This is a genomic window from Mycolicibacterium elephantis DSM 44368 (assembly GCF_004014805.1).
GTDB lineage: Bacteria > Actinomycetota > Actinomycetes > Mycobacteriales > Mycobacteriaceae > Mycobacterium > Mycobacterium elephantis.
Genome location: NZ_ATDN01000014.1, coordinates 14,312 through 31,462 on the forward strand (window position 1 = coordinate 14,312; position 17,151 = coordinate 31,462).

General features: G+C 67.5%; 13 protein-coding genes and 1 pseudogene. 8 read left to right on the forward strand and 6 right to left on the reverse strand.

Translation table 11 applies throughout. The features are described 5' to 3' along the window. The first annotated feature begins 22 nt into the window (after nucleotides 1-22). Both MELE44368_RS11495 and MELE44368_RS11500 read left to right on the forward strand, forming a co-directional pair. Nucleotides 23-1,714 carry a 4Fe-4S binding protein gene (locus tag MELE44368_RS11495; protein WP_128108600.1) on the forward strand — a complete coding sequence of 564 codons (1,692 nt, stop codon included), beginning with the start codon at nucleotides 23-25 and terminating at the stop codon, nucleotides 1,712-1,714. Between the two features lie 162 nt (nucleotides 1,715-1,876). Beyond that, the gene (locus MELE44368_RS11500) at nucleotides 1,877-4,639 is read left to right on the forward strand and encodes a family 1 glycosylhydrolase (RefSeq protein WP_128108601.1); all 2,763 of its coding nucleotides are present in this window, start codon (nucleotides 1,877-1,879) and stop codon (nucleotides 4,637-4,639) included. A 4-nt stretch (nucleotides 4,640-4,643) separates the two neighbouring features. Here MELE44368_RS11500 and MELE44368_RS11505 read toward each other — a convergent pair whose 3' ends face one another. Beyond that, nucleotides 4,644-5,243, reverse strand: a complete 600-nt coding sequence (locus MELE44368_RS11505; protein ID WP_128108602.1) for a TetR/AcrR family transcriptional regulator — start codon at nucleotides 5,241-5,243, stop codon at nucleotides 4,644-4,646. A 72-nt stretch (nucleotides 5,244-5,315) separates the two neighbouring features. Here MELE44368_RS11505 and MELE44368_RS11510 point away from each other — a divergent pair, with 72 nt between their 5' ends. Together MELE44368_RS11510 and MELE44368_RS11515 are read left to right on the forward strand one after the other, a co-directional pair. Then, nucleotides 5,316-6,728, forward strand: coding sequence for an ABC1 kinase family protein (locus tag MELE44368_RS11510; RefSeq protein ID WP_206613746.1), 1,413 nt, complete (start codon nucleotides 5,316-5,318; stop codon nucleotides 6,726-6,728). Continuing rightward, nucleotides 6,715-7,890: a cytochrome P450 gene (locus MELE44368_RS11515; RefSeq protein WP_128108603.1), complete on the forward strand. Its 1,176-nt coding sequence runs from the start codon at nucleotides 6,715-6,717 to the stop codon at nucleotides 7,888-7,890. Before MELE44368_RS11510 ends, MELE44368_RS11515 begins: the two co-directional genes overlap by 14 nt. A 3-nt stretch (nucleotides 7,891-7,893) precedes the next feature. Here the strand turns inward: MELE44368_RS11515 and MELE44368_RS11520 are convergent, their stop codons facing one another. The 4 genes and pseudogenes from MELE44368_RS11520 to MELE44368_RS11535 all read right to left on the reverse strand — a co-directional run bounded on the left by MELE44368_RS11520 (nucleotide 7,894) and on the right by MELE44368_RS11535 (nucleotide 11,094). Beyond that, nucleotides 7,894-8,349: a VOC family protein gene (locus MELE44368_RS11520; protein ID WP_128108604.1), complete on the reverse strand. Its 456-nt coding sequence runs from the start codon at nucleotides 8,347-8,349 to the stop codon at nucleotides 7,894-7,896. A 121-nt stretch (nucleotides 8,350-8,470) separates the two neighbouring features. Next, complete coding sequence (locus tag MELE44368_RS11525) at nucleotides 8,471-9,295, reverse strand: glycoside hydrolase family 16 protein (RefSeq protein WP_206613747.1); 825 nt, start codon at nucleotides 9,293-9,295, stop codon at nucleotides 8,471-8,473. Between the two features lie 64 nt (nucleotides 9,296-9,359). Beyond that, nucleotides 9,360-9,967 (reverse strand): annotated as a pseudogene (locus MELE44368_RS11530) (maleylpyruvate isomerase N-terminal domain-containing protein). Further along, complete coding sequence (locus tag MELE44368_RS11535) at nucleotides 9,964-11,094, reverse strand: citrate synthase 2 (protein WP_128108605.1); 1,131 nt, start codon at nucleotides 11,092-11,094, stop codon at nucleotides 9,964-9,966. Before MELE44368_RS11535 ends, MELE44368_RS11530 begins: the two are co-directional and overlap by 4 nt. 116 nt (nucleotides 11,095-11,210) lie before the next feature. Between MELE44368_RS11535 and pdxH the strand changes: the two genes are divergently transcribed. The 4 genes from pdxH (at nucleotide 11,211) to MELE44368_RS11555 (ending at nucleotide 15,535) form a co-directional block, all read left to right on the forward strand. After that, nucleotides 11,211-11,861 carry a pyridoxamine 5'-phosphate oxidase gene (gene pdxH / locus MELE44368_RS11540; protein WP_276050607.1) on the forward strand — a complete coding sequence of 217 codons (651 nt, stop codon included), beginning with the start codon at nucleotides 11,211-11,213 and terminating at the stop codon, nucleotides 11,859-11,861. A gap of 113 nt (nucleotides 11,862-11,974) precedes the next feature. Then, nucleotides 11,975-12,628 (forward strand): TetR family transcriptional regulator, encoded by a 654-nt coding sequence (locus tag MELE44368_RS11545; protein ID WP_128108607.1) that lies wholly within the window; start codon nucleotides 11,975-11,977, stop codon nucleotides 12,626-12,628. A gap of 99 nt (nucleotides 12,629-12,727) precedes the next feature. Then, a complete protein-coding gene (locus MELE44368_RS11550; RefSeq protein WP_128108608.1) occupies nucleotides 12,728-14,035 on the forward strand; it encodes a citrate synthase in 1,308 nt (435 codons plus the stop codon). 81 nt (nucleotides 14,036-14,116) lie between these two features. After that, nucleotides 14,117-15,535, forward strand: coding sequence for an MFS transporter (locus tag MELE44368_RS11555; RefSeq protein WP_128108609.1), 1,419 nt, complete (start codon nucleotides 14,117-14,119; stop codon nucleotides 15,533-15,535). A 41-nt stretch (nucleotides 15,536-15,576) separates the two neighbouring features. Here the strand turns inward: MELE44368_RS11555 and MELE44368_RS11560 are convergent, their stop codons facing one another. After that, nucleotides 15,577-17,148: a phytoene desaturase family protein gene (locus MELE44368_RS11560; RefSeq protein WP_128108610.1), complete on the reverse strand. Its 1,572-nt coding sequence runs from the start codon at nucleotides 17,146-17,148 to the stop codon at nucleotides 15,577-15,579. Between the last annotated feature and the right edge of the window lie 3 nt (nucleotides 17,149-17,151).

Below are 17,151 nucleotides of genomic sequence, written 5' to 3' on the forward strand. Positions count from 1 at the left end.
CCCAAGGACGCCGGAGACTTTCGTGCCCCATGTGATCACCCAGTCGTGTTGCAGCGACGGGTCGTGTGTCTTCGCCTGCCCGGTGAACTGCATCCACCCGACACCCGATGAGCCCGGCTTCGCCACCGCCGAGATGCTCTACATCGATCCGGAGGCGTGCGTCGACTGCGGCGCATGTGTGACGGCGTGCCCGGTCGGAGCGATCGTGCCCCACACCCGGTTGACGCCCGAGCAGCTGCCGTTCGTCGCGCTGAACGCGGCGTTCTATCCCGTGCGCGAGGGCAAGGTGCCGCCGACCTCCAAGCTGGCGCCGGTGCCCGACGCGCCGAGGATCGACCCGCGGCCCGGGGGACCGCTGACGGTCGCGATCGTCGGCTCCGGACCCGCGGCGATGTATGCCGCCGACGAGCTGCTCACCCAGCGCGGCGTACGGGTCAACGTCTTCGAGCGGCTGCCCATCCCATACGGGCTGGTGCGTGCGGGTGTGGCGCCCGACCACCAGAGCACCAAGCGGGTGACGCGGTTGTTCGACAGGATCGCCGACCGGCGGGGGTTCACCTTTTATCTCAATGTCGAGGTGGGATCGGACATCACCCACGACGAGCTGCTGGCCCATCACCACGCCGTGCTCTATGCCGTCGGCGCACCCAACGACCGGCGCCTCGAGATCGACGGAATGGGAATGGCGGGCACCGGCACCGCTACCGAGATCGTCGCGTGGTACAACGGGCATCCCGAATTCGCCCGTCTGCCAGTCGATCTCGGACACGAGCGGGTGGTCATCATCGGCAACGGAAACGTCGCGCTCGATGTCGCCCGTATCCTCACCACGGATCCCGACGCGTTGGCGCGGACCGACATCTCCGATCACGCGCTGGCCGCGCTGCGCGGCTCGAAGGTCACCGAGGTGGTGATCGCCGCGCGCCGCGGGCCCGCGGATTCGGCGTTCACCCTGCCGGAGTTGATCGGGTTGACGGCGACCTGCGATGTGGTGCTCGACGCCGCCGACCACGAACGCGTCGCCAGGGATCTGGCTGAGGCCACAGATCCGTTGACGCGCAACAAGTTGGAGATCTTGAGCAGGCTCGGCGACGCCTCGGCGCCGGCCACCCGGCCGCGGATCCGGTTGGCCTATCAGCTGACGCCGCGGCGTGTGCTTGGTGAGCGGCGGGCAGAAGGTGTCGAGTTCGCCGTGACGGGAAGCGCCGACGAGGTCGTCCGGCTCGACGCCGGACTGGTGCTGACCTCGATCGGCTACCGCGGCAGGCCCGTTCGCGATCTCCCGTTCGACGACGCCGGGGGCGTGGTGCCCAACGATGGCGGCCGGGTGATCGACCCGTCGACGGGTGCGCCGGTGCGCGGCAGCTACGTGGCCGGGTGGATCAAACGCGGACCGACGGGCTTCATCGGCACCAACAAGTCTTGCGCCGCGCAGACCGTGCACAACCTGGTCGCCGACTACAACGACGGCCTGCTGCTCGATCCCGCCAGGGACCGCGCCAAGCCGGCCGCGCTGGACAGGTTGGTCCGAAGCCGGCAACCCGACGTGGTCGACGCGGCGGGGTGGAAGGCGATCGACGCCGCGGAGATCGCTCGGGGTGGCGGGCAGCGTCCGCGCAGGAAGTTCACCCATGCCGCCGACATGCTTGCCGCCGCGGCCGACGCGCCGGCGCCGCCGTTGCACGAGCGCGTGCTCGCCGGCTTGCGCCGCTAGGTCGTCGGTGTCCCGCGAGACTGCGTTGTAGCGGTCCGCTACTCGAATTTTCTCTGCGGAAACGCAGTCTCGCGAACACAATGCCGCGTGACGCCATCGGGTTCGCCGACGAATCCCCCGAATCGCCTGATAAACCGCGCGTTCGGCGGTATAGCAAACAACATGAACGCTGCGGCATACGTCGGTCGAGTCGGAAGCCTGGCTGTCGCCTTAGGGGTCGGCATCGCCGTGGCCACCGGTTATGGCTCGGGAATGGCGTGGGCGGACGGGTCCGGGTCGGGGACATCGAGCGCGGCGTCCTCGGCGTCCTCCGAGTCCTCCGAGTCCTCGAGTGCCAGCACCGCGGAGTCGGCGGCGGCTGATGAGAGCGGCGCCGAGGCCGAAGTCGAAACCGACCCGGAAGTTGAAGACGAACCCGACTCGGAGCCGGATGCCGAAGTCGGCTCCGAGCTGGAAGTCGAACCCGACTCCGAGCTGGACGCCGAAGACGAACCCGAAGTCGAGCCCGATCCTGAACCCGACCCCGAGCCCGAAGTCGAACCCGAGTCCGAACTAGAGCCCGAGCCGGAACCCGAATCCGAGCCGGAGGAGCTGTCCGAGCAGTCGGGGTCGTCCGACGAGCCCGCGACTAAAGAGCCCGTCGAACCCTCGCCGACCGCGACGAGCAACGCCGCCCGGGTCGACGCCGACGAGGACGTGACCGATGAGGTTGCCCTCGACGACAACGCCGCCGCCGCGATGCCCGAAACCACCGCGGTCTCGAGCACTTCCCTTGCGGCACAGGCATCCTCGCCGACTGCCGCGACGATCACCACATGGAACGCGCCGGCGTTTCCCTCGCTGCGGCCGTGGCCCACCGCGTTCGACCCGGCCACCGCCATCACCTATGTGACGGGCATCGTGTTCAGCCTCGTCAACGCCGTACTGGCGCCGTTCGCCGCCGGCCTGCCCGCCCCGCCGAGCGGCCCGCCGACGGTGTGGACGCTGCTGGCGTGGGTGCGACGTGAACTTTTCAACTCCACACCCCACGTCTCGGCCGAACTGCCGCCCTACACACAGAGTCTGGTCGACGGCGAGGTGATCATCACCGGCAATGTCGGCATCGTCGACCCCGACGGGGACCCGATGTTCTACACCGTCGTGGGCAGGCCGCTCAACGGCGGCGTGGTCGACGTCGACGCCGACGGCAACTTCACCTACCGGCCGATGAACGCGATGGCGGCGGTCGGCGGCTGGGACTCGTTCACGGTGGTGGCCGACGACCAGGCGGCCGGACTGCACGTGCACGGACCTGGCGGGTTGCTGCAGTTCGTGCCGATCGTGGGCAACCTGGTGTATCCCGGCGGGGGGCACCGGGCCACCCGCACCATCACCGTCAACGTCACCCCGGTCGACGGCGTCGACCTGTCCTTCCCAGACGGATTCCATTGGGGCGTAGCCCATTCCGGGTTTCAGGCCGAGGGCGGACCGGGTGTTCCCATGGACGTCAACTCCGACTGGTACCGCTGGACGCACGACCCGTTCAACCAGCAGCTGGGGCTGACCAGGGGAGTGCCCGAGGACGGGCCGGGCGCCTACCTCAACTACGACGCCGACGCCGCGCTGGCCCGCGACGAACTCGGCATGAACACCTTCCGGATGGGTATCGAGTGGAGCCGGATCTTCCCGAATTCCACCGCCTCGGTGGATATCTCGGATGAAGGCGGCGGCGTCAGCCTCGCCGATCTGGAGGCGCTCGACGCACTGGCCAACCAGGAAGAGGTCGAGCACTACCGCGATGTGCTGGCGTCGCTGCGCGCGCACGGCCTGGAGCCGATGGTCACCGTCACGCACTTCACCCTGCCGGTGTGGGTGCACGACCCCGCGATGACGCGGCTGCTGGTGCAGGCCGGGCTGCCCGCGCACGCGGCAGGCTGGCTGTCACCGTCGACGCCCGTCGAGTTCGAGAAGTACGCGGCGTATCTGGCATGGAAGTACGGCGACCAGGTCGACTACTGGGTGACGCTCAACGAGCCGTTCCCACCGATCCTCACCCAGTACCTGTCACCGCCGATTCCCGGCAGCCCGATTCCGCATTGGCCGCCGGGGATCGTCCGGCCGGACCTGGCCGCCACCTTCCTCGTCAACCAGGCCAAGGGGCACGTCGCCGCCTACGACGCCATCCACACCTGGGACACCGTCTCGGCGACGGAGGGTCAGCCCGCGGCGTTCGTCGGCTTCAGCAACAACATGATTCCCGCTCGCCCGGCCAACCCGAACAACCCGCTCGACGTGCAGGCCGCCGACGCGTGGAATCGGTTCTACAACCTCTGGTTCCCCAATGCCGTGATCGACGGGTGGGTGGACGCCAACTTCGACGGCATCAAGACGCTCGATGAAATCCACCCCGAGTTCAAGGACAAGGTCGACTTCCTGGGCGTGCAGTACTACGGATCGTCACCGATGCAGGGCTTCGGGCTGGCGCCGGTGCCGGGCATCCCGTTCCTGCAGGGCATCCCGGTCCAGTGCTCGCCGAGTTCACCCACCTGCAGCGACTTCAACCAGCCCATCGATCCGGGTGGCTTCCGGGAGGTGCTCGAGGTCGCCGCCTCCTACGGCAAGCCGATCTGGATCACCGAGAACGGTATCGCCGACGCGGGCGACTCGAAGCGACCGCCGTATCTGACCAGCCACATCGCGGTGGTGCAGGACCTCGTCGCGCACGGTGTGGATATCCGCGGCTACATCTACTGGTCGTTCGTCGACAACCTCGAATGGGCGCACGGCTACGACCTGCACTTCGGGCTCTACGGATCCGACCCGACCACGCCCGAACTGGAACGCACACCGAAGCCGGACAGCATCGCGGCCATCAGCGCGATCACCGGCGCCAACGGGCTGCCGATCGAGGTGCTGGAGACGTATGTCCCGAAAATGACTGTATGACGGCTCATCGGACCGCTTCGATGCGCGTGGCCAGAAGCGATGTCCACTCAGCCAGATACCGATCATCGGGAATGTGCGTCTCCGACCGACGAAACAGGCTCGTGGCAAAGCGGGCCCCGAGGATGCCGTTTACTCCGAGCGCGGCAAGGACGTTGCGGTCGTGTTCGGCCAGCGTTGGTGCCCAACCGACGATCCAGTCGCCGAGTTCCGCGTTGAGCCCATCGACCAGTGCGGCGTAAGCCGCGTCAAGACGTGCTGATCGGCCTGCGGGTGTCCGCGCGGCGATCTGCAGCAGTTCGATCTCCTCATCGACGACGCTGAGCAGGTAGCGCCCGAGCACGGTGAGTTCGGCGCGCAGATCGCCGAGGCCGGCGAACAGTGTCCGGATGTCGTGCATGGCGCGGCGGCGATCCAACTGGCGGTCGATGCCCGCGTCCAGCAGCGCGTCCTTGGACTTGAAATGGTGATACAGCGCGCCCGAACCGGGCGCCAGCCCGGCCGCGGCTTCGATCTGGGAGACGCTGGTCGCCTCGAAGCCCCTCGCGCTGAACAGCCGCATCGCCTCAGTGACCAGCCGTTCTCGCGTCGGCGTCGCTGCTCCCATTGACCGCTCCCAAGTGATCACTTACCTTAGTCAAGGGATCACTTTACTACGTGGGTCGGGGTTGGAGGGCGCATGTCGCATTGGGACAATTCCGTACCTCGTGGGCGCATCCGGCGCACGATGCCGCTCGCGGGTTTTGCCGCGCGGGCGGCAGGCGGCCGGCTGGTGGCCGGGTTGCGGGAAAAGACGGGCAGTGACGGCGCCGTCGCGCGGTTTCACGAGCGCACTGCCGAGCGATATGCCGAGCTTCTCGGCCATTCCCGCGGCGTGCTGATGAAGGCCGGCCAGATCCTGTCGATGGTCGACGCACGAGCGATGGGCACCGGCGGCTATTGGCCCTATCAGAAGGCCCTGTCACGTCTGCAGGCTGACGCACCGCCGATGCATCCCGCTCTGGTCCGTAAAGTGCTCGACAACGAATTAGGCTCTGCTGTCGCGAATTTCGCGGACTTCGACGACGAGCCGATGGCGGCCGCATCGATCGGGCAGGTCCATCGGGCAGTGCTCAAGGGCGGTCGTGATGTCGTCGTCAAGATCCAGTATCCCGGTGTGGCGCAGGCTATCCGCGACGATCTGGTCAATACCGAACTGGTCGCGACGTTTCTGCGGTTCGTGATCGCGGCGTCGGGAATGAAGGTCGATATCCGCACCCTCGCCCGTGAAGCGACGGCGCGAATCGCCGAGGAGGTCGACTACCGGCACGAAGCCGCGATGATCACCGCGTTCAGTGAGCTCTACCGCGGACACCCGTTCATCCGGATACCAGAGGTCATCCCCGAGGCCTCCGGCGACCGGGTGTTGACCATGACCTATCTGGACGGAATGGACTATGCCGCAGCGCAAGACGCCGACCAGGACCTGAAGAACACGTGGGCCGAGGTGATCAGTCGGTTCATCAACAGTTGCTACCGCCAGGCCAACCTGGTGCAGGCCGACCCGCATCCCGGCAATTACCGTTTTCATCCGGACGGCACCGTCGGCTTTGTCGACTTTGGCTGCATCACAGTCATGCCCGAGAAGAAGCGGTGGCTCTGGGTGTCGTTCATGCGCGCCGCATCCGAACAACGCATAGACGACTGCCGCGAGCTCATGACGGAACTGGGGTTCATCGGCCGTGACTCGTCGCTGAGCGCCGAGGAACTGCAGCGCTGGCTTTCGGACTTGACGTACGAAGTCACCATGCCCCAACCTGCGACGTACACACCCGACGCCACGGTGCGAACGGTTCGGGGATTCTTCGACATCAGTGGCGTCGACCATCCGCTTACCAAGGTAAATCTGCCACCGGAATTCGCGTTCACCTCCCGGATCACGTTGGCCTTCGCCAGCGTTGCCAGTGGTCTGCAGGCGACGATCCCGATACGGGCCATCTTCGAAGACCTCGACGGCGTCGCCGAACCCGTCACCGAACTCGGCAAGCTGCACCACGCGTGGGTGCGTGAGCGCGGCCTGCCCGGGGCGCTGGACCACCATGACCACCCCTGAGGCGACGACGCGGTTGCCGTGGGACCCCGCGGACCCGTACCCGTACTACGAGACCCGCCGCCGCTTGGGCGCGGTGGTCTGGGATGACGGCATGGGTGCGTGGCTGGTCCTCGGCTATCACGCCGCCCAGCAGATCCTTGCGAGCGCACATTGGACCAGCAATCCGCTGGCGAACCCCACCGCTCCAGCCGCGATACGTACGATGGATCCAGACCTGTTGCGCCGCAACATCTTGTTCACCGACGGCGTGGACCACCGGCGCTTGCGCGGCGCCGTCCGTGACGTGTTCACCCGGTCGTTCATCGCGGGCCTCGAACACGGCATCGAGGCGGTCGCCACCCAAACGATCGACGAACTACCGGCCGGTGTCGAATTCGACGTCATGGCTGACATCGCGTTGCCGCTGCCGATCGCGGTCGCTGCGGCGTGGCTCGACTTCGACGTCGCCTCCGCGCGGCTCCTGCGGGAGGAGTCGCCCGCGATCAGCCGAATGCTCAGCGACCCCTCCGACGGCGATGCCGTCGACGCGGGAACCGCGGCGTTTGCGACGTTGCTCACCGAGCTTCTACCGCTGGCCGCCGACCGGCGCGCCCACCCCAGGGACGACCTGCTCAGCTTCATCGCCGCCGACCCGGATCTCGAGCTCGACGACGTCGTCACCACGGCGGTGATCATCGCCGTCGCAGGCCACGAGACCACGGCAAACCTGTTGGGCGCAGCGCTGATCCGGCTACTCACACACCGGCCCGACGGGAACCGACCGATCGACACGGTCGGCGCCGTCGACGACCGTCTGGTCACCGAGCTGCTGCGGATGGACGGTCCGGTGCAAGCCGTCGGCCGCACCGCTACCCGCAACCACACCATCGAGGGCGTGGCGATTTCCGCCGGGCAACTGGCACTGGTGGTGCTCGGGGCGGCCAACCGAGACCCGCTCATCTTCAACCGCCCCGAACAGCTCCAACCGGACCGAGCCGGGCCCGCCCCGCTGTCCTTCGGCTACGGGGCGCACTTCTGCCTCGGGGCGGCGCTCGCCCGCCTCGAGCTCACGGTCGCGCTGCGACACCTGCTGGCGCGCCGTCCCGCGCTGTGCGGCGAACCGGTCTGGCGGGACATCCCAGCGATTCGGGGTCCGCAGCGCCTGCCGTGCGTCTTCGCCTAGCCGTTACTGCATCTGCTTGACCGCTTGGTCGATCTCGTCCTGGCTGACCTCGCGGATCGGCTGGCCCAACGACCACATGTGTCCGAACGGGTCGCGCACCTCGCCGTACCGGTCGCCCCAGAACATGTCATCGAGCGGCATGACGACGGTGGCGCCGGCGTCGATCGCCTGCTGGAACTTGGCGTCCACATCGGTGACGGTCAGGTGAATGGTGACCGGCGAGCCGCCCAACGCCTCCGGCGTCACCGACTTGCCGTCGTTCATCTCGGGGAAGTCGTCGTTGAGCATGACCATCGTCCCGTTGATCCGCAGCGCGGCGTGAAGCAGCCGCTTGCCGTCGGCGGCGGGCACCCGGCCCAACTCCTCGGCGTCGAACGCCTTGACGTAAAAGTCGATCGCTGCCGCGCCATCGCTGACCGTGAGCATCGGCGACACCGCGGGCTGAACATCAATTGCCATGAGCACTCCTGGAGGGTGTGATATTTGTGCGGGCGACGAAGTGTTGACCCGCCACGCGGGTGGATCTCATCGCGCCAGGGCCCATGCAACCACCGGGCACCGACAATTCGGCGCCGCCGATTCAGCCCGCGAAGACGCGCACCCAGTCCACGAGCATTTCGGCGGGGTAGTCGCCGCCGGCGGGATCCCCGCCGCCCGAGCCGGCGACCGCGAGGTTGAGCACCGGAAACATCGAGTACCCGGGATAGTTGAACGGCCAGTGCTCGATCGAGTGGGCCGGCACTTCGAAGTACGGCTCTTTGCCGGGCACGTAGTCCTGCCAGAAGTACATCCCCGCGTCGGTCCAGCTCATCCGCCAGGTGTGCCAGGCGCCGTCGACCGGGTAGGGCTGGGTGGCGTACGACGTGCCGTCGAGCAGTGCGTGCACCGTGGACCCGGACGGCCAGTCCTGGTTGCCGTACCACTCCATCAGGTCGACTTCGCCGCCGACCTCGGGATGGTCGTTCATCAGCCACCACGCCGGCCAGCACCCGTTGGTCAGGCAGTTCAGCTTGATGCGGGCCTCCCACGTGGTGTTGATCGGACCCCACCACCGGCCCTGGACCTTGCCGGAGACGTACTTGCCGTCCTCGTTGCGCGTCGCGCGGATGACGAGGTTGGAGTTGCCGTCGAGGAAGACGTGCTCGCGGCTGTCGCGGTACTGGCCCATGTTCTCCGGGCGGTCCCAGAACACCGGGTTCTTGATCGTTTCGCGGGCCTTGGCGATCGACCACTTCGACGGATCGGGCGCGGAACCCGCAGGTCCGTCGAACTCGTCGGCGAACAGGAACGTCCCGGTCTGGCCTGCCGGCGCTGGCTGCGCGTGGACTTTGGGAAGGGGAACGGCGGACGCCAAGAGGCCGAACCCGGTCATCAGCATCATCGTGCGGCGATCAAACTGCGGCATCCGATCACCTTAGAAGGCCATGTGGGGGTTTTTGCGGCATTTCCGTGTGCCAAGTGTCGGCGGGTCAGACCACCGAGAACGACGGCGGCAAGCCCGCGCGGCCCGTCAGCGCGAGCAGCACCGCCTCACCCTGCCCCGTCGTGACGGCCACCCGCGTCGCCAACGCGGCCGCCTCGGTGAGCACCTCGGGCGGCAGCGCGAGCGGAATGTCAACGGCGCGAGCGATATCCAACCCGTGTACGGCCAGCTCGAACACCCGTGTCGGCAGATAGGTGTGCAGCCGGATCCCCAGCCCGCCGATCACCTCGATCAGCGGGTCGTCGACGGCCTGCAGGTCGCGCAGGGCCTGTGTCATCAGCGCCTCGACCGCGACCGCCGGATCGTCGCCGAGCGCCCTGCCGGCCTGGCGTCCCCGTTCGGCGACAGCGGCCGGGTCGATGCCCAGCGCCGACGCGGTGACCCGCACGTAGTACTCCGCCGGCGTGGTGATGTCCTCGGATTCCGCGGTGGTCTCGAGGTAGCTGCTGACGGTGCTCAGCGAACGTGAGGTGTGCCCGACGAGTGCGCGGACATCCCATTCGCCAAGGCCCGGCTTGTCCCACGCCGCCGGGGGATCTCCCCGACAAGGTCGACGAAACCCCTTGCCGCAGAAGCGAAGACCGCTGTCCTCACGACGTGGCGACTTGGTCCCAGCCCTCCACGGATTCCGGGGATCGCGGCGGCGGCCCGACGTAGATCGCCGACGGCCGCACCAGCTTCCCGAGCCGCTTCTGCTCGAGGATGTGCGCACACCACCCGGCGGTTCGTCCGCAGGTGAACATGGCGGGCATCATCTTCGTCGGCACCTGCGCGAAGTCCAGGATCACCGCGGCCCAGAACTCGACGTTGGTCTCGATGGCCCGGTCGGGCCGGCGCTCACGCAGTTCGGCCAGCGCGGCCTGCTCCAACGCGGCGGCCACCTCGTAGCGCGGCGCCTCCAGGCGTTTGGCGGTGGCGCGCAGTACCCGTGCGCGCGGATCCTCGGCGCGGTAAACGCGGTGACCGAAGCCCATCAGCTTCTCGTTGCGGTCCAGGACGCCCTTGACCACCGCCCGGGCGTCGCCGGTCTTCTCGGCCTCCTCGATCATCGGGATCACCCGCGCCGGGGCGCCGCCGTGCAACGGGCCGCTCATCGCGCCGATCGCCCCGGACAGCGCGGCGGCCACGTCGGCGCCGGTCGACGCGATCACCCGCGCGGTGAACGTCGAGGCGTTCATCCCGTGTTCGGCTGCCGACACCCAGTAGGCGTCGATGGCCTCGATGTGTCTGGGATCGGGTTCACCCTGCCAGCGGGTCATGAAACGCGCTGTCACAGTGGCGCATTCGTCGATGGTGCGCTGAGGGACCGCGGGCTGGTGGATGCCGCGGGCCGACTGCGCGACGTAGGACAGCGCCATCACCGATGCGCGGGCCAGTTGTTCGCGCGCGGTCGCGTCGTCGATGTCCAACAGCGGAGAGTAGCCCCAGATCGGGGCCAGCATGGCCAGGCCGGCCTGCACGTCCACGCGCACGTCGCCGCTGTGGATCGGCAGCGGAAACGGCTCCGCGGGCGGCAGCCCCGAACCGAACCTGCCGTCGACCAGCAGTCCCCACACGTCGCCGAACGTCACGCGGTGGTTGACCAGATCCTCGATGTCCACGCCGCGATACCGCAGCGCACCGCCGTCCTTGTCCGGTTCGGCGATCTCGGTGGTGAAGGCCACGACGCCTTCGAGTCCAGGTACGAAGTCCTCGGGCGCCACAGGGGACTGGCTAGTCATTTGCCGATTCTCGCACTCGCGTGGGCTTGGTCGTCTACCGGTTCGCGGCACCCCGGTGAGCGTGCGCGGCGTAGCGTGATCGCGTGACACAGCAGGACGACGAGCACTTGGCGAGGATGCGGGTGGAGTACGGCTCAGTGGAAAAAGATGGCAGCCCCGATCTGGACAGCGACTGGCTCGGTCCCGATCCCGCGACGGGGTGGGTTGGGCTGCTGCGCAACTGGTTAGCCGACGCCGAACGCGCAGGCGTCGCGGAACCGAACGCGATGGTGCTCGGCACGGTCGACCGCAGCGGCAGGCCGGTCACCCGCTCGGTGCTGTGCAAGAGCATCGACGAAACCGGCATCACGTTTTTCACCAACTACGACTCGGCCAAGGGCGAGCAGCTGGCCGCCGCCCCCTACGCATCGGTGACCTTCCCGTGGTTCCTGCTCGGCCGCCAGGTTCACGTCCGCGGTCCGGTACACAAGGTCTCGGCCGAGCAGACGGCCGCGTACTGGGTTCTGCGGCCACGCGGTTCGCAGCTGGGCGCATGGGCGTCGCAGCAGTCCAGGCCGATCGGCTCGCGCGCGGAGCTGCTGCAGCAAATGTCCGAGGTGACAGCGCGGTTCGCGGGCGAGGACACCGTTCCGGTTCCGCCGAACTGGGGTGGATATCTGATCGCGCCCGAGGTCGTCGAGTTCTGGCAAGGCCGTGAAGACCGGTTGCACAACCGGATCCGGGTGATACTGGGCGCAGAGGTACGCGTCGAACGGTTGCAGCCCTGACATCGTCGGCGGCTATCACATGGCGGAGGCTGCCAAACGGTGATCGGGGTCGACTCCCCGGTGCCGCGGACCTTCTAAGGGCGCTCATATGTATGCCGGTTAGGATGCCCTTCGTGGCTGATGGGACGGGGGATCCGCGGCTCGGCCTGCGTGAGCGCAAGAAGCAACGCACCCGCGCGATGTTGTTGGACGCTGCCATCGAGCTGTGCCAGCGACAGGGCTTCGAGCGAACAACCGTCGACCAGATCGCCGCGATCGCCGACGTCTCACCGCGAACCTTCAGCCGATACTTCGCCACCAAGGACGCCATCGCGTTCGCGTTGATCGACGAGGCGATCGACGTCGCCGCCGTCGAGCTGGCCGGCCAACCCGAGGGCATCAGCCATCTTGAGGCGCTGCACAGGGCATACGTCGGGATGTACGACAACGCCAAGAGCAGCGCCGGGCCGGGTGGACTGTCCGCGGACCGTCTGATCTGCAGCGTGCGGATCATCATGACGTCGCCGGCCCTGCGCCAGGCCGCCCTCGAGTACCGTCCCCACGCCGTCAACGTCGAGCTGGCCAAGCGCATGGGGGTCGGCACCGATGACCGCGCGTTGCGGCTGGTGTCCTCGGTCTGGGGGGCGATCATCATGACCGCGCTGGCTGATCTGGCCGACAGCCAGCTCGACTGGGAGGGGGTCGGTATCGACGACATCGTCGCCCGCCTCAATGACACGTTCGCCGAGTTCACCGGCCTGATGTCTGAGGTTGTCCAACTCGTGTGACCAATGCCGCCCCCGCCCGGGCAGGACAGCCCGGAGAGGACTACCTTTTGTAGGACATACTGTCTGTCGTTCATCCCCCGCAGCGAAGAAGGGATTCCCGTGGCCGATAACCCAAGTAGTGGAGGCCAGAAAGCCACCCTCTCCTACCCCGGCGGCGAGCTTGACCTCGACATCGTTTCTGCAACCGAGGGAGCGGACGGCATCGCGCTGGGCTCGCTACTGGCCAAAACCGGCTACACCACCTACGACGAAGGCTTCGTCAACACCGCGTCCACCAAGAGCTCCATCACCTACATCGACGGTGAGGCCGGGATCCTGCGCTACCGCGGCTACCCGATCGAGCAGCTCGCGGAGAAGTCGAACTTCATCGAGGTCAGCTACCTGCTGATCTACGGTGAGTTGCCGACCCCCGAGCAGCTCGACAAGTTCACCGGCCATATTCAGCGACACACCCTGCTGCACGAGGACCTCAAGCGGTTCTTCGACGGCTTCCCGCGCAACGCACACCCGATGCCGGTGGTGTCCAGCGCGGTCAACGCACTGAGCGCCTACTACCAGGATTCGCTCGATCCGTTCGACGACGAGCAGGTCCAGCTGTCCACGATCCGGCTGCTGGCCAAGCTGCCGACGATCGCGGCCTACGCCTACAAGAAGTCGGTCGGCCAGCCGTTCCTGTATCCGGACAACTCGATGACCCTGGTCGAGAACTTCCTGCGGATGACGTTCGGGCTGCCCGCCGAGCCCTACGAGGTCGATCCGGAACTCGTACGGGCCCTGGACATGCTGTTCATCCTGCACGCCGACCACGAGCAGAACTGCTCGACGTCGACGGTGCGGCTGGTGGGCTCCTCGCAGGCCAACCTGTTCACCTCGATCTCCGGCGGCATCAACGCGCTGTGGGGCCCGCTGCACGGCGGCGCCAACCAGGCCGTGCTGGAGATGCTGGAGAAGATCCGTCAGGCCGACGGCGACGTGAACGACTTCGTCAAGAAGGTCAAGAACCGCGAGGACGGTGTGAAGCTGATGGGCTTCGGGCACCGCGTCTACAAGAACTACGACCCGCGGGCGCGCATCGTCAAGGAGCAGGCCGACAAGATCCTCGGCAAGATCGGCGGCGACGACGAACTGCTGCAGATCGCCAAGTCGCTGGAGGAGGTCGCGCTCACCGACGACTTCTTCGTCGAGCGCAAGCTCTACCCGAACGTCGACTTCTACACCGGTGTGATCTACCGCGCGATGGGCTTCCCGACGCGGATGTTCACCGTGCTGTTCGCGCTCGGCCGGCTGCCCGGGTGGATCGCGCACTGGCGGGAGATGCACGACGAGGGCAGCGGCAAGATCGGTCGTCCGCGCCAGATCTACACCGGCTACACAGAACGCGACTACGTCCCCGTCGGCAACCGCTAGCCCGGTCCTTCTCTTCGGCGAGCGCGCACTGGCGTACGCGCATCGCAGAGATTTGCGTACCTAGCTGTGCGCTCGCATGAGATGACCGCTCGGCGCAAGGCCATCATCCTGATGTCCTGCTGCCTGAGCCTGCTGATCGTGTCGATGGACGCGACGATCGTCAACGTCGCGATCCCCAGCATCCGCGACGACCTCAACGCGTCCGCCTCGCAGCTGCAGTGGATCGTCGACATCTACACCCTCGTGCTGGCGTCGTTGTTGTTGCTGTCCGGGGCCGCCGCGGATCGGTTCGGCCGCAGGCGCACCTATCAGCTCGGTTTGACGGTGTTCGCGCTGGCATCGTTGCTGTGCAGCGTCGCACCGAACATCGAGACGCTGATCGCGGCGCGTCTGCTTCAGGCCATCGGCGGTTCGATGTTGAACCCGGTGGCGATGTCGATCATCACGCAGGTGTTCACCGGCCGCGTGGAGCGGGCCCGCGCGATCGGCATCTGGGGTGGGGTGGTCGGCATCTCGATGGCACTCGGTCCGATCGTCGGCGGTGCGCTGATCGAGTTCGTCGGCTGGCGTTCGGTGTTCTGGATCAACCTGCCGATCTGTGCGGTGGCCATCGCGTTGACGGCGATCTTTGTGCCCGAATCGAAGTCGGTGACGCTGCGCGACGTCGACCCGGTCGGCCAGGGCCTGGGCATGGCCTTCCTGTTCGGCATCGTCTATGTGCTCATCGAATGCCCGGTGATGGGCTGGACCGCGGGCCGCACCATCGCGGTGCTGGTCGCGGCGACGCTGGCTCTCGCAGGTTTCCTGCTGTGGGAGGCCCGCCGTCGCGACCCGTTCATCGACCTGCGGTTCTTCCGCAGCATCCCGTTCACTTCGGCCACCGTGATCGCGGTGTGCGCCTTCGCCGCGTGGGGCGCCTTCCTGTTCATGATGTCGCTGTACCTGCAGGGCGAACGCGGCTTCTCCGCCCTGCACACCGGCTTGATCTACCTGCCGATCGCCATTGGCGCGCTGGTGTTTTCGCCGTTGTCCGGCCGCATGGTGGGGCGGTTCGGCAGTCGACCGTCGCTGCTGATCTCGGGCGCGTTGATCGCGCTGGCGGCGCTGATGCTGACCCGGCTCAGCGCCGCCACCCCGGTCTGGCACATGCTGGTCATCTTCGCCGTGTTCGGCATCGGCTTCTCGATGGTCAACGCGCCGGTGACCAACGCCGCGGTCAGCGGCATGCCGACCGACCGGGCGGGCGCCGCGTCGGCGATCGCGTCGACCAGTCGGCAGGTCGGGGTGAGTATCGGTGTGGCCCTGTGTGGTTCGGTGGCGGGGCCGGCGCTGGCGGCCGCGGGCGCTGACTTCGCCGCGGCGGCCCGGCCGCTGTGGTTCATCTGTACGGTCTTCGGGCTTGTCATCGCGGGCCTGGGCCTGTACTCGACGTCCGAACGCGCGTTGTGTTCGGCTGAGCGGCTTGCCCCGCTGATCGCCGAACCCGAAGCCGCGAAATAGCATTCCAGGTCGTTGAGCGCCCGGTTTCGCAGCCCTGGCTGCTATCTGGGCACAGCCTCCAGCACCGCCATCGCGGCGTTGTGCCCGCCGATACCCGACACCGCACCACCCCGCCGGGAACCTGAGCCGCACAACAAGATCCGCTCGTGCGCGGTCGCCACGCCCCAGCGGCGCGCCGGCGTGTCCAGAGGCTCGTCATCCTCGGCGAACGGCCAGGACAACGCGCCGTGGAAGATGTTTCCCGCGGTCATTCCCAGCGACTGCTCCAGGTCGGCCGTCGTCTTGGTCTCGATGCACAGCCGCCCCGCGGAGTCTTCCATCAACACATCTTGAATAGGTTCGGCCAGCACGGAATTCAAGGAGTTCAGCGCGGCGGAGGTCAGCGCGTCCCGCATCCGGTCGGGTCCGCCCGAGGCGATCAAGCCGTGCGGGGTGTGCAGCCCGAACACCGTCATCGTCTGCGCACCCGAGGCGCGCAACTCGTCGGACAGGATCGACGGATCGGTCAGCGAATGACAGTAGATCTCGCATGGCAGCGGATCGGGAACCAGCCCGTGGCTCGCGCGCATGTGTGCCGAATCCAGTTGCCGCAGCGTCTCGTTGATGTGAAACGTCCCACCGAACGCCTGCTCGGCGGAGACGCTGTCGTCGCGCAACCGCGGCAGCCGGTGCAGCATCAGGTTGACCTTGACCTGCGCCCCGGGCGCCAGCGCGGGCTCGGGCTCGCCGAGCAGCCGCGCCAGCACCGCAGGTGTCACGTTGGCCAACACCACGTCGGCGTGCACCCGATGCTCGTCGCCGTCGCGGCGGTAGCGCACCTGCCCATCGGGGTCGATCGCAAAAACCTCTGCGCCGCAGATGATTTCCGCACCATGGCCAGCGGCCGCAGCGGCCAGCGCACCGCTGACCGCGCCCATCCCGCCGACCGGCACATCCCAGTCGCCGGTGCCGCCGCCGAGCAGGTGGTACAGGAAGCAGACGTTCTGGATCAACGACGGATCGTCGGTGCGCGCGAACGTGCCGATCAACGCGTCGGTGGCGATGACCCCGCGCACCAGATCATGAGACACCGCATCGGTGATCGCATGCCCGATCGGTTCCTCGAGCATCATCTGCCAGGCACCGTCGTCGCCGACGAGCTCGCGGGCCTGCCCGCGCGTCATCAGCGGCTGCAAGAGCGTGGGCCACAACCGTGATGTGACGGCACCGCAACGCTCGTATAACTCCGCGAAGCCCGCCTCGTCGGCCGCCGCACCGACCGCGTCGAACGTCGACGTCGGCCCGACCAGCAGGCCCGTCCGCCCGCCGGTCGCCGGGTCAGGCGTGTAGGACGAATAGCGGCGACGCACCAGCCGCACCCGAGCGGAGAGGTCCTCTATTACGCGGCGGGGCAGCAGGCTGACCAGATACGAGTAGCGGGACAACCGGGCGTCGACGCCGTCGAAGGCATGGGCGGACACCGCCGCGCCGCCGACGTGGTCGAGGCGCTCCAGTACCTGCACCCGGCGGCCGGCGCGCGCCAAATAGGCCGCGGCCACCAGGCCGTTGTGCCCGCCGCCGACGACGACGGCGTCATATTTCGCCGCCGGTGCGGCTCCGGCGTCGGATGTCACAGC